Here is a 12,486-nt window from a genome sequence, read left to right as displayed (position 1 = left end):
CATGCGCCGTCGCCTGCCCGTCCTGTTCACCCTGTTGTTGTGCGCCGGCGCGGCGCAGGCCGCGCGCGAACCCGTGCTGAAGCAGGTCGACCTGCCGCACAGCTACTACTGGCGCGAGCTGTACCTGCCCCAGCTGACCACCGGGCCGTCGTCGGCGAGCTTCCTCCCCGACGGCGACACGCTGGTCTACAGCATGGCCGGTTCGCTGTGGCGCCAGCGCATCGACGGCGACAGCGCCACCGAGCTGACCCATCCCGCGCGCGCCTACGACTACCAGCCCGATGCCGCCCGCGACGGCCGCAGCGTGGTGTTCGCCCGCTACGACGGCAACGCGGTCGAGCTGTGGCAGCTGGACCTGGCCAGCGGGCACGAACAGGCGCTGACCTCGGGCGGCGCGGTCAACGTGGAGCCGCGGCTGTCGCCGGACGGCAAGCGGATCGCATGGGTGTCGACCCGGGGTACCGGCCACTTCAACCTGTTCGTCGCCGACCTCGACGCGGCCGGCCTGCACCACGCGCACATGCTGCTCGGCGAACGCAAGAGCACGACCGATCGCTACTACTACTCGGCCTTCGATCACGCGATCAATCCGTCGTGGTCGCCGGACGGCAAGACGCTCTACTACGTCAGCAATCCCGAGATCACCCTGGGCACCGGCGACCTGTGGTCGGTGCCGCTCGACGACCCGAGCCATCGCCGCCGCATCCTCAGCGAGGAAACCAGCTGGAGCGCGCAGCCGGAACTCTCGCCGGACGGCAAGCGACTGCTGTATTCCAGCTACCACGGACGCCAGTGGCAGCAGCTGTGGCTGACCACGCCCGAGGGCGCGCCACCGTTGCCGCTGAGCTTCGGCGACTTCGATCGCCGCAACGCGCGCTGGTCGCCCGACGGCAAGCGCATCGCCTACATCGACAACCGCGACGGCAACACCGCGCTGCGCGTGGTCGAGGCGCTGGGCGGTGCCACCCGTACCGTGGCGGCGACGAAGCGCAGCTATCGGCAGCCGCAGGCGCATCTCGTGCTCGACATCGTCGACGAGCACGGCGCACGCACGCCGGCACGGGTCGCCGTGCTGGCCAGCGACGGTCGCGCCCATGCGCCGCGCACGGCGTGGATGCAGGCCGACGACAGTTTCGATCGCGCCGTGCAGAAAACTGAAACGCATTACTTCGACTGCGCGCCGCCGTGCGCGCTGGATGTGCCCGCGGGCCCCACCCGCATCCTGGTGCAGCACGGCTTCGCCTATGCGCCGTGGCAGCAGACGGTGACCGCCGCGGCAGGCAGCGCAGCGCATTTGCGCGCGCAGCTGCAGCCGCAGCGGCTGCCGGCGGCGTTCGGCGACTGGATCAGCGCCGACCTGCATATCCACATGAACTATGGCGGCCACTACCACAACACCCCGGCCCACCTCGCGCAGCAGGCGCGCGCCGAGGACCTCGACCTGGCGTGGGACCTCGTCGTCAACAAGGAGGAGCGCTTCCCCGACATCGCCAGCTTCCGCACCGATCCTGACCCGGCCAGCACCGCGCGCACCCTGGTGCTGCACGGGCAGGAATACCACACCAGCCTGTGGGGCCACCTGGGCCTGCTCGGCCTCGACGACCACCTGCTGATGCCTGGCTTTGCCTCGTACCGGCACACCGCGATGGCGAGCCCGTATCCGACCAATGGCGTGATCGCCGACCTGGCCCACGCCGAGGGCGGCGTGGTCGGCTACGTGCATCCGTTCGACACACTGCCCGATCCGGTGCACGACGCCGTGCTCACCGACGAGCTGCCGGCGGACGTGATCCACGGCAAGGTCGACTACATCGAGGTGATGGGTTTCTCCGACCACAAGGCCACCGCGCAGGTGTGGTACCGCCTGCTGAATCTGGGCTTCCACCTGCCCACCGGCGCCGGCACCGATGCGATGGCGAACTACGCCTCGCTGCGCGGCCCGGTCGGCCTCAATCGCGTGTTCCTCGATACCGGCGGCCAGCTCGACCAGGCCGCTGCGCTGACGGCGCTCAAGGCCGGTCATGGCTTCGCCAGCAACGGTCCGCTGCTCGGGTTGCTGCTCGACGGTGCCAAGCCCGGCGACACCCTCGCCGCACCCGGCAGGCATCACTACCGCGTGGCGCTGCGCTCGCCGGTGGCGGTCGATCATCTGGAACTGGTGCAGAACGGCAAGGTGGTCAAGCGCTTCACGCTGAGCGGCGACCGCCACCGCTTCGACGGTGAGGGCGACATCGACCTCGCCGGCGGCTGGGTGCTTCTGCGCGCCTGGAACGACGGCGCCGACCCGCTGCTGCTCGATCTGTATCCCTACGCCACCACCAACCCGGTCTGGCTCGGCGACCATGTGCTGGCGCCCGGCGCGCGCGACGATGCGGCGTGGTTCGCGCTGTGGATGAAGCGGGTGATCGAGGCCGCCTCGGCGCGCGACGACTACAACACCGCCGAGGAGAAACGCGCCACGCTCGACTATCTCAACCAGGCGCGTGACGCGTACCTGGCGCTGGCCAGCGGCGCCGCGCCCGCACTGCCACGAGGTGCCCGATGAAGCGACTCTACCGGCCGTCCACCGGCCCGACACGGTGGCTGCCGCTGCTGGTGCTGCTTTCCGGCACGGCACTGGCCCACGCCGCCGAAACGCGCTTCTCCGTCGCCGACATGAACCGCCTGGCCGATGTCAGCGAACCGGCGCTGTCGCGCGACGGGACCTCCGTCGTCTACACCGTCAGCAGCGCCAACCTCGCGCGCGACCAGCCGCAATCGGACCTGTGGCGCGTGCGTTACGACGGCAGCGAACGCGCCCGGCTGACCCACACGCCGGACAGCGACGAGTCGCTGCCGCAATGGTCGGCCGATGGCAAGTTCATCGCGTTCCTGTCCGACCGCAAGCGCGAGGCCGACGCGGGCGACGACGCGGCGACCACCCAGGTCTGGCTGATGCCCGCCGACGGTGGCGAGGCGCGGCCGGTCACGAATCTTCCCAGCGGCGTCAGGGATTTCGTGTGGTCGCCGGACGGCAAGCAGCTGGCGGTGATCGCCTTCGATCCGGAATTTCCGCCGGGCGCGAGCAAGCCGAAGAACCCGCCGCCGATCGTCACCGACCGCTTCCAGTTCAAGGACGACGACAGCGGCTGGCTCGGCAGCCGGCACCAGCATCTGTATCTCGTCGACGTCGCCAGCGGCAAGGCGGTCCAGCTCACCACGGGCAAGCACGACGAGCAACTGCCGGCCTGGTCGCCCGACGGCAAGCTGATCGCCTACGTCACCAAGCGCGGCGCCGATCCCGACCGCACGCTGGACTACGACATCTACGTGGTCGCGCCGCACGCCGGCGCGAAGGAACGCCAGCTCACCACCTTTCCCGGCTCCGATCTCGATCCGTACTGGGGCACCCGCCCCGCGTGGAGTCCCGACAGCCGGCGCATCGCCTATCTGCAGAGCGGCGAGGACAAGTGGATCTACTACGCGCCGTGGCAGCTGGCGGTGATCGACGTGGCCAGCGGCAAGGCCACGCTGCCGGCGCCGATCGACCGCTGCGTCACCAAGGTGCACTGGTCGCCCGATGGCAAGAGCATCCTTGCGCTGATCGAGCAGCCGGAGGTGACCCACCTGGCGCGCATCGACCTGCCGAGCGGCGAGCTCACCGAGCTGACCCATGGCGACCGCTTCGACGTCGATCTCGATGTGTCGGCCAACGGCCGCATCGTGCTGCTCGGCGGCGACGACACCCATCCCTACGACCTGGCGGCGCTGGACCACGGTCGGCTGCGCCCGCTGGATGACCAGAATGCCTGGCTGCGCGGCATGCGGCTGGCGCCCAGCGAGACCCTGCATTTCAAGGGCCCGGACGGCACCGCGCTGGACGCGTTGCTGGTCAGGCCGCTGGACTACGTGCCCGGCAAGCGCTACCCGACCATCGTGCGCGTGCACGGCGGCCCGGTGTACCAGTTCAGCCACGAGTTCATGCCCGACTGGCAGGTCTACGCCGCCAGGGGCTTCGCCGTGCTGGCGGTGAATCCGCGCGGCAGCTCCGGTCGCGGCTTCGATTTCGCCCGGGCGATCTATGCCGACTGGGGCAACAAGGACACGCAGGACGTGCTCGCCGGCGTCGACCACGTGGTGGCGATGGGGATCGCCGATCCCGCCCGGCTGGCCATCGGCGGCTGGAGTTACGGCGCGATCCTCACCGACGAGATCATCGCCCGCGATACTCGCTTCAAGGCCGCGATCAGCGGCGCCGGCACCGGCAACATGTACGGCATGTACGGCGACGACGAATACGCCCGCGAGTACGAACTGGAACTGGGCACGCCGTGGGCGAATCGCGCTGCCTGGGACCGGGCCAGCTATCCGTTCCTGCATGCCGACCGGATCACCACGCCGACCCTGTTCCAGTGCGGCGAACGCGACTTCAACGTGCCCTGCATCGGCGCCGAGCAGATGTACCAGGCGCTGCGTTCGCTCGACGTGCCGACGCAGCTGGTGGTCTATCCCGGCCAGCACCACGAACCGACGCTGCCGAGCTACGTGCGCGACCGGATGCAGCGCAACCTGGACTGGTACACCCGTTTCCTCGAACCGGTCGAACCGGCCCGGTGAGGCGGTCGACCTCAGTGCGGCGGCTGGTAGCGCTTGAAGCGCTTCAGCAGCTTGATCAGCGCCGGGTGCGAGATCGCCCTGGCGTAGTGCCCGTCGTCGCCCTGCATGTCGCGCGCGGCGATCATCGCGTTGACGATCGATTCCTCGGCCGCCTGCGCGGTCGCCTCGAACAGCGGGTCGATATGGTCGTTGCCGATGAAGCTCATCTGCTGCACGGGCTTGTCGTGCAGCGCCTGGGCGTTGGCGGTCGAGAACGCCAGGAAGATGTCGCCGGAGCCATTGCCGGCGTAGCTGCCCATCCGCGCCAGGCCCATGCCGGCGCGTTTGGCGATGCGCTTCAACTGGTCCGGCCGCAGCGGCGCATCGGTGGCGACGACGATGATGATCGAGCCGGTGTCGGCGGCATGGGGGTTGGTGTCGCTGTAGATGCGGTCGTTGCGCTGGTACTGGCCGACCGGCACGCCGGCGATGCGCAGGCTGTCGCGCAAACCGTAATTGGCCTGCACCAGTGCACCGATGGTGTAGTCGTGCCCGTCGATGCTCACCCGGCGCGAGGACGTGCCGATGCCGCACTTGAACTCGTGGCAGATCATGCCGGTGCCGCCGCCGACGTTGCCTTCCGCGACCGGGCCACCCTTCGCCTCGTGCAGGGCCCTGGCCGCATCCGCGGCGTGCACGTGGAAGCCGTTGATGTCGTTGAGCTCGCCGTCCCAGGTTTCGGCCACCACCGGCAGCGACCACCAGTAGCCGGACGAATCCGCGCCGCCGGCGCGCACCCGTTCGGCGATCACCGCATCGCGCACCACGCCCACGCTGTGGGTATTGGTCAGCATCACCGGACCTTCCAGCTGGCCGGATTCCTGCAGCCAGGCGGTGCCGGTCATCTCGCCGTTGCCGTTGAGCGCGAACCAGGCGCCGAACACCGGGATGTCGTACGTGTCGTGTCCGCGCGGCAGGATCGCGGTGACCCCGGTGCGCACCTTGTGGCCGTTGGGCAGGTCCTGGATCAGGGTGACCTGGCCGACCGTGACGCCGGCGACATCGGTGATCGCGTCGAGCGGTCCCGGCGTACCATCGAACGGCACGCCGAGATCGCGTGCACGGGGTTCACTGGCCGTGGCAACGCCCCACAACAGACACAGCACGAACGCGAGCGGGAAGCGGGACATGGATACTCCGGAACCGTGGCCGATGGTGCTGCCAGTCTAATCCGCTACGGTGGCCGTGCCGGCCGTCGTGGCGACCGGCACGACATCGGTTTTCGACATTCCCCTCAACTGTTGTGCACGGCATCCACCGACCACGGAGTCACGCCATGAAATCCCCTGCTTCCGCCCTGTTGCCAATGCTTGTGGCGCCTGTCCTGTGCCTGGCCCTGCTCGGCGCCAGCCCGGCCGTCCTCGCGGGCGAATCGCTGGTCGTGCACGCCGGTCACCTGCTCGACGTCGACAGCGGTCGCATGCTCAGCGACCAGGCCGTGCGGATCGAGGACGGCCGCATCCGCTCGATCGCGCCGTGGAGCGCGGCCGCCGCGGGTACCGCGCGCCAGCTCGACTGGTCCGCGTACACGGTGGTGCCGGGGTTGATGGACATGCACACCCACATCTCCGAGGAAGCGGAAACCGCCGACGTCGGCGCGCCGCTGAAGATCAGCCCGGCGCAGCAGGCGTTCATCGGCGCGATGAACGCGCGCAAGACGCTGCAGGCCGGCTTCACCACGGTGCGCGACGTCGGCGTCTACCGCGGCTTCGCCGACATCGCACTGCGCGATGCGATCGACGCCGGCGAGATTCCCGGCCCGCGGATGTTCGTCGCGGGGGCTTACATCACCGTGCCTGGCGGCGGCGGCGAGATCACCGGCCTGCCGCCCGGCACCGGGGTGCCACCGGAGTTCCGCCGCGGCGTGTCGAAGGGGCCGGACGATGTGCGCAGGCACGTCGACCTGATCCTCGACCACGGCGCCGACCTGATCAAGCTGATCGCCACCGGCGCCGTACTCACCGCCGGCACCGAGCCGGGCAAACCCGAGTACAGCGAGGCCGAGATTCGCGCCGCCGTGACCGAAGCCGCCCGGCGCGGCAAGTTCGTCGCCGCCCATGCGCACGGCGCCGAAGGCATCAAGCGTGCGGTGCGCGCCGGCGTGCGCTCGATCGAGCACGGCTCGCTGATCGACGACGAGGGCATCGCGCTGATGAAGCAGCACGGCACCTGGCTGGTGGCCGACATCTACGACGGCGACTACATCGAGGCCGTCGGTCGCCGCGACGGCTGGTCGGCGGAGATCCTGCGCAAGAACGAGGAGACCACCGAGGCGCAACGCGAAGGCTTCCGCAAGGCAGTCAAGGCCGGCGTGCACATGGCCTTCGGCACCGACGCCGGGGTCTACCCGCACGGCGACAACGCCAGGCAGTTCGCCTACATGGTGCGCTACGGCATGACCCCGCTGCAGGCGATCCGCTCGGCCACGATCAACGCGGCACAGCTGCTGGGCAAGGAAAACGAGCTGGGCTCGATCGCGCCGGGCAAGTCCGCCGACATGCTGGCGGTCGCCTGCAACCCGCTGAAGGACATCGCCTGCCTGCGCCAGGTGCGCGGCGTGATGAAGATCGGCCAGCCCGTTTCACTGGAGCCCTGAGCCGATGACGACCGCCACGAGCGACAACAAGAAGATCGGCTTCTGGACCTGCACCGCGCTGGTGGTGGGCAACGTGATCGGGATGGGCATCTTCCTGCTGCCCGCGTCGCTGGCGCCGTACGGATTCAACGCGCTGATCGGCTGGAGCATCACCCTGTTCGGCTGCCTCACCCTGGCCCGGGTGTTCGCACATCTGGCACAGACCCTGCCGGATGCCGAGGGCCCGTACGGCTACATCCGCGAGACCCTGGGCGAGCTGCCCGCCTACATGGCGCTGTGGGCGTACTGGGTCTCGCTGTGGCTGACCAATGCCGCGCTGGCGACCGGCGTGGTCGGCTACATCACGGTGGTGTTTCCGGCGCTGGGCGCGATCCAGCCGGCGCTGTTCGCCGGCGGGCTGCTGTGGTCGCTGGTGATCGTCAACCTGTTCGGTGTGCGCACCGGCGGCGGCGTGCAGATCGTGACCACCGCGCTGAAACTGCTGCCGATGCTGGCGATCGCCCTGCTCGGCGGCTGGGTGCTGGTCACCTCGCCCGCCAGCTATGTCGCCCAGCCGCCCAGCACGCCGATCACCCTGAGTGCGGTGATGGCGGCGTCGACCATCGCGCTGTTCGCGATGCTGGGCATCGAATCGGCCAGCGTGCCGGCGGCGCGGGTGGACGACCCCGGCCGCACGATTCCGCGCGCCACCATGGCCGGCACGGTGCTGACCGCGATCATCTACATCATCGTCTCCACCGTGCCGCTGCTGCTGATCAACCAGCACGAACTGGCCGACGCGAGCGCCCCGTTCTCGCTGCTGATGGATCGCTTCGGCAGCGTCGGCTTCGGCCGCTGGCTGGCGCTGTTCGTGGTGATCAGCGGGCTGGGTGCGCTGAACGGCTGGACCCTGCTGGTCGGCGAGCTGACCCGCACGATGGCAAGCAACGGCGTGCTGCCGGCGGTGTTCTCGCGCAACAACCGGCACGGCGCTCCGGCGGTGGCGTTGCTGGTCACCGGCGCGCTGGCCTCGGTGATGATCTGGATGAGCTACAGCCAGTCGCTGGTGGCCGCGTTCACCTTCCTCACCCGCGTCGTCACCGCGGCGAACCTGCCGCTGTACCTGTGCTGCGCGATCGGACTGGCCGTGCTGTGGCGGCGCGGCGTGGTGACCGGCGTGGGGCGCAACGTGCTGCTCGTGGCGGGCATCGCCTCGCTGTATGTGATCTTCGCCTTCATCGGCATCGGGCGCGAACCGTTCCTGTACGCTCTGGCGTTGGGCGCGGCCGGCCTGCCGCTTTATGCGTTCATGCGGTTGCGCCGCCGGGCCACACTCACCGCCAAGGTCTGACCACGATGCGCGACCCGCGTTACGACATTCTGTTCACCCCGGTCGCGATCGGTCCGGTGACGGCGAAGAACCGCTTCTTCCAGGTGCCGCACTGCAACGGCATGGGCCACGCGATGCCGCTGGCCCATGCGGCGATGCGCGAGATCAAGGCCGAGGGCGGCTGGGCGGTGATCTCCACCGAGGAATGCGAGATCCATCCCAGCGGCGACCTCACGCCTTACGTCGAGGCGCGGCTGTGGGACGACCGCGACATCCCCGCGCTGGCGCTGATGTGCGACAAGGTGCACGCGCATGGCGCGCTGGCCGCGCTGGAGCTGTCGCACAACGGCCCGACCGCGTCGAACCTGTACTCGCGCGAGGTGTTGCTGGCGCCTTCGCACCAGCCGTCCAAATACGGTTATCCCTCGCAGGCGCGGGCGATGACGAAGCACGACATCCGCGAATACCGGCGCTGGCACCGCGAGGCGGCGATCCGCGGCAAGCGGGCCGGCATGGACATCATCTACGTGTATGCCGCGCATGACCTGTCGCTGGCGATGCACTTCCTGCAGCGCCGGCGCAACCAGCGCAGCGACGAATACGGCGGCTCGCTGGAGAACCGCGTGCGCCTGCTGCGCGAGGTGCTCGAGGACACGAAGGACGCGGTCGGCGACACCTGCGGCGTGGCCCTGCGTTTCGCCACCGAGGAGCTGCTGGGGCCCGGCGGCGTGGAGCTGGCCGAAGCGCACGACATCGTCGGGATGCTGGCCGAACTGCCCGACCTGTGGGACGTCAACGTCGCCGCCTGGTACAACGACTCGGTGCCCTCGCGCTTCGCCCCCGAGGGCGCGCAGGAGCCGTTCATCGCCTTCGTCAAGAAGACCACCAGCAAGCCGGTGGTCGGCGTGGGCCGCTTCACCTCGCCGGACACGATGGTGGCGCAGCTCAAGCGCGGCGTGCTGGACATGATCGGCGCCGCGCGCCCGTCGATCGCCGACCCGTTCCTGCCGAGGAAGATCGAGGAAGGTCGCATCGACGACATCCGCGAATGCATCGGCTGCAACATCTGCGTCTCCGGCGACATGACGATCTCGCCGATCCGCTGCACGCAGAACCCGACCATGGGCGAGGAATGGCGCAAGGGCTGGCATCCCGAACGGATCGCGCCGAAGCGCTCGGCCAGCCGCGTGCTGGTGGTCGGCGGCGGCCCGGCCGGACTCGAGGCCGCCCGCGCGCTGGGCCAGCGCGGCTACGAAGTGAGCCTGGCCGAGGCGCGCCGCGAGCTCGGTGGCCGCGTCACCCGCGAAGCGCGCCTGCCGGGCCTGGCCGAATGGGCGCGTGTACGCGACTGGCGCACGGGCCAGATCAACAAGATGGGCAACGTGGCGATCTACCGCGAGTCGATGATGAGCGCGCAGGACGTGCTCGACTTCGCCGCCGAACACGTGGTGCTCGCCACCGGCTGCCACTGGCGCCGCGACGGCTACGGCCGCAGCAACGGCCTGGGCATCGCCGGCTTTGCCGGCAACCCCCGCGTGTTCACCCCCGACGACATCATGGACGGCCGTTTGCCCGAAGGCCGCGTCGTCGTCCTCGACGACGACGGCTTCTATCTCGCCAGCGTGATCGCCGAGACGTTGCGCCAGCACGATTGCGACGTGACCTACCTCACCGCCGACGACAACATCGCCCCGTGGAGCCAGCACACGCTCGACTACCGGCACATCCGCATGCGCCTGGCCGAACTCGGGATCGAACCGATCGTGTCGCACGACATCGTCGGCTTCACCGGCACCACGCTGACCCTGGAAGACGTATGGAGCGGCCACCGGCGCGAGCTTGGCTGCGACGCGATCGTCACCATCACCGCCCGCCTGCCGCACGACGCGCTGTACCAGGACCTGCTGCTGCGAGAAGCCAGCTGGCCCGACGCCGGCATCCGCACCCTGCGCTGCATCGGCGACGCCGAAGCGCCCGGCCTGATCGCGCATGCGGTATACGCGGGGCATCGCTATGCGCGGGAACTGGAAGAGCCGGTGACGGGCGAGGTGTCGTTCAAGCGGCACTTCCACAGCGCGGCGCCGGGATGAGGAGCGTTCGCCGAGCAGACGAGACGGCGCGTCACCCAGGCAGCAAAGGCGCGGAAGTCAGGGGATGAAGTTGTTTGAGTGGACTGGGTATGCGGAACTTTGATCACACACCCGAATCCCGCTCAGACAGCATTTCGGGGGCTGTTACACCCCCACTTCTGCCTGCGTAACTCATACACCCCAACAATTGCCGCATAACGCAGCTACCCCGATACGTCGAAAATACTCCAGCGGCTGCACAAGTCGTTGATCAAGCTGGAAGACCTGAGCCTTGCGCGGCCATTCACAGCCTGCGCATACTCGGCGCAACACCCCACTTTTGGGGTCTACTAAGCGTTGGGTGTCTCGTGAATGTTGCGGTGAAATGGAAAGTCGCGGCACTGACCTTGGTTACCTGGCCAATTGCGTTATGGCTAGCCCCTTCAGACTCGGATTCTGGTGCATTCAAATTCTTGCTTGTGCTGGCTTCGCTGCCCTTGTTCATCGCTCTCGGCATTGAGCTTTACGCTCAGTGGCGGCAGCTATACGAGAGGCCAGAGTCATACGTGGCGGGCAGCCCCGTGGGTAACAAAATTGCCGTAGTCTTAGCTGCGCTACTTATCGGGTTGGTGGCCTGTCTGGCGTATTCCGTCGCTCGCTAGCACACCTAACTACTCGTTCAAGGCGGACGCCGTACCGGCGCCGCTTAACTCCAGCGTTAGGCACTGCATGAGTCTTCCCGAATCGCCAATCGCAGACATCGACCTGTTCGATATCATCGGTGTCCGCAAGGATGGAGGCATCGATACTGTCGTTGCATGCAGCGGACCTCTCGACAATTCCGCGGAAACTCTTTCACGCCTCGCCAGAAAGGTTCGTGGCTACCTCAGCGCCATCACCGGCAGCGACTTCATCGACCAGTACGGCAAAGGTCAGGTTCGCATCTTTGTGAGTTGTTGCGAAGGTGTATCCGCTGAAGCTCTAGATGTCATCAACTCGTTAGGTCACGAGGCGGCCGATCAGAACGTACACTTGTCCCTAGGTGACCCTGTTGCCTAACTACTCGTCCAAGCGGACGCGCGTACCGCGCGCCGCTTAACTCCAGCGTTAGTCGGTAGCCGTGTAGGTCTTTTGTTTGGTGTTCTTCGTCCAGCCTCGCGGCAACGTGCAGTGTTTCGCTTCAGCAGCTTTTTTCCGTAGCATCGCGGCAAGCCGGCAGCTTTCAGAGCTGGTTGTTTTGGGGTAGTCGGTTGCTCATGCTTTTCGCTCGTCGGCTCGTTGTTGTCGCCCGAGCGTGCAGCGTCGCAACCGTCTAACATCTCGTCCAAGCGGACGCGCGAAAAGCCGCGCGCCGCTTAACTCCAGCGTTAGGCCTCATATGCAGTTTGTACGCAAAGGTGATCTTCTCAGCGTGGCTCGCATCACAGGCTCGCACGACAATCTGCTGCAGCTGCGCCTCAGCACTGGCGCCGCAGCATCTCCAGTCGTGGAGTGTTTGCCTGGTCGCCGCTCCTTCAACCACGAGACTCTCGATCTCAACAAGGTTTTAGTGGCCGTTCTTGAAGGGCTTGCAGCAGTCAACCAAGAGCTCGGCACTTCGTACTCCGCCACACACATTCGCTACGTGCCCAACGACTCTCCACCCGAGACAGTTTATGGTTTTCTTGCCATGTCACTTGTTCGCCACTTCGCTACGGGCGGCACATTCGTCGAGGCCTAACATCTCGTTCAAGGCGGACGCGCTGACGCGCGCCGCTTAACTCCAGCGTTGAGGCTGTAGAAAAAGTCCTTTTCGCGAACGGATAGACGGCCAAAACGGCGGCAGTCGAATCGCGTTGTTCGACGAGGCCATTTTGGTGGTTCCGTGTGATCGGATG

The 12,486-nt window shown here is 67.6% G+C and carries 8 protein-coding genes; 7 read left to right on the top strand and 1 reads right to left on the bottom strand.

Annotated elements, in window-relative coordinates:
- The first annotated feature begins 1 nt into the window (after position 1).
- Both ACFPPA_RS00040 and ACFPPA_RS00035 read left to right on the top strand, forming a co-directional pair.
- The gene (locus ACFPPA_RS00040) at positions 2-2,545 is read left to right on the top strand and encodes a CehA/McbA family metallohydrolase (RefSeq protein ID WP_377316027.1); all 2,544 of its coding nucleotides are present in this window, start codon (positions 2-4) and stop codon (positions 2,543-2,545) included.
- Positions 2,542-4,596, top strand: coding sequence for a S9 family peptidase (locus tag ACFPPA_RS00035; RefSeq protein ID WP_377316025.1), 2,055 nt, complete (start codon positions 2,542-2,544; stop codon positions 4,594-4,596). The genes ACFPPA_RS00040 and ACFPPA_RS00035 overlap by 4 nt, the downstream gene beginning before the upstream one ends.
- Positions 4,597-4,607: 11 nt before the next feature.
- Here the strand turns inward: ACFPPA_RS00035 and ACFPPA_RS00030 are convergent, their stop codons facing one another.
- A complete protein-coding gene (locus ACFPPA_RS00030; protein ID WP_377316023.1) occupies positions 4,608-5,765 on the bottom strand; it encodes a DmpA family aminopeptidase in 1,158 nt (385 codons plus the stop codon).
- 146 nt (positions 5,766-5,911) lie between these two features.
- Between ACFPPA_RS00030 and ACFPPA_RS00025 the strand changes: the two genes are divergently transcribed.
- From ACFPPA_RS00025 to ACFPPA_RS00005, 5 genes are all read left to right on the top strand, one after another.
- The gene (locus ACFPPA_RS00025; protein WP_377316021.1) at positions 5,912-7,231 is read left to right on the top strand and encodes a Xaa-Pro dipeptidase; all 1,320 of its coding nucleotides are present in this window, start codon (positions 5,912-5,914) and stop codon (positions 7,229-7,231) included.
- Between the two features lie 4 nt (positions 7,232-7,235).
- On the top strand, positions 7,236-8,561 hold the full coding sequence (locus ACFPPA_RS00020) for an amino acid permease (RefSeq protein ID WP_377316019.1): 1,326 nt from the start codon (positions 7,236-7,238) through the stop codon (positions 8,559-8,561).
- Between the two features lie 5 nt (positions 8,562-8,566).
- Positions 8,567-10,630 (top strand): oxidoreductase, encoded by a 2,064-nt coding sequence (locus tag ACFPPA_RS00015; RefSeq protein WP_377316017.1) that lies wholly within the window; start codon positions 8,567-8,569, stop codon positions 10,628-10,630.
- A gap of 708 nt (positions 10,631-11,338) precedes the next feature.
- Positions 11,339-11,668 carry a hypothetical protein gene (locus ACFPPA_RS00010; protein ID WP_377316015.1) on the top strand — a complete coding sequence of 110 codons (330 nt, stop codon included), beginning with the start codon at positions 11,339-11,341 and terminating at the stop codon, positions 11,666-11,668.
- Between the two features lie 319 nt (positions 11,669-11,987).
- On the top strand, positions 11,988-12,329 hold the full coding sequence (locus ACFPPA_RS00005) for a hypothetical protein (protein ID WP_377316013.1): 342 nt from the start codon (positions 11,988-11,990) through the stop codon (positions 12,327-12,329).
- Positions 12,330-12,486 lie beyond the last annotated feature (157 nt).

This window comes from Rhodanobacter ginsengisoli, assembly GCF_042657065.1.
Classification (GTDB): Bacteria; Pseudomonadota; Gammaproteobacteria; order Xanthomonadales; family Rhodanobacteraceae; genus Rhodanobacter; species Rhodanobacter ginsengisoli.
Note: the sequence above shows the minus strand (reverse complement) of the source record. Positions and strands in the feature narration are given on the sequence as shown.

Excerpts from the sequence above, each read along its gene's own strand:
- ACFPPA_RS00040 (WP_377316027.1), top strand. The coding sequence starts at position 2 with ATGCGCCGTCGCCTGCCCGTCCTGTTCACCCTGTTGTTGTGCGCCGGC.
- ACFPPA_RS00030 (WP_377316023.1), bottom strand. The coding sequence starts at position 5,765 with ATGTCCCGCTTCCCGCTCGCGTTCGTGCTGTGTCTGTTGTGGGGCGTT.
- ACFPPA_RS00020 (WP_377316019.1), top strand. The coding sequence starts at position 7,236 with ATGACGACCGCCACGAGCGACAACAAGAAGATCGGCTTCTGGACCTGC.
- ACFPPA_RS00010 (WP_377316015.1), top strand. The coding sequence starts at position 11,339 with ATGAGTCTTCCCGAATCGCCAATCGCAGACATCGACCTGTTCGATATC.
- ACFPPA_RS00035 (WP_377316025.1), top strand. The coding sequence starts at position 2,542 with ATGAAGCGACTCTACCGGCCGTCCACCGGCCCGACACGGTGGCTGCCG.
- ACFPPA_RS00015 (WP_377316017.1), top strand. The coding sequence starts at position 8,567 with ATGCGCGACCCGCGTTACGACATTCTGTTCACCCCGGTCGCGATCGGT.
- ACFPPA_RS00005 (WP_377316013.1), top strand. The coding sequence starts at position 11,988 with ATGCAGTTTGTACGCAAAGGTGATCTTCTCAGCGTGGCTCGCATCACA.
- ACFPPA_RS00025 (WP_377316021.1), top strand. The coding sequence starts at position 5,912 with ATGAAATCCCCTGCTTCCGCCCTGTTGCCAATGCTTGTGGCGCCTGTC.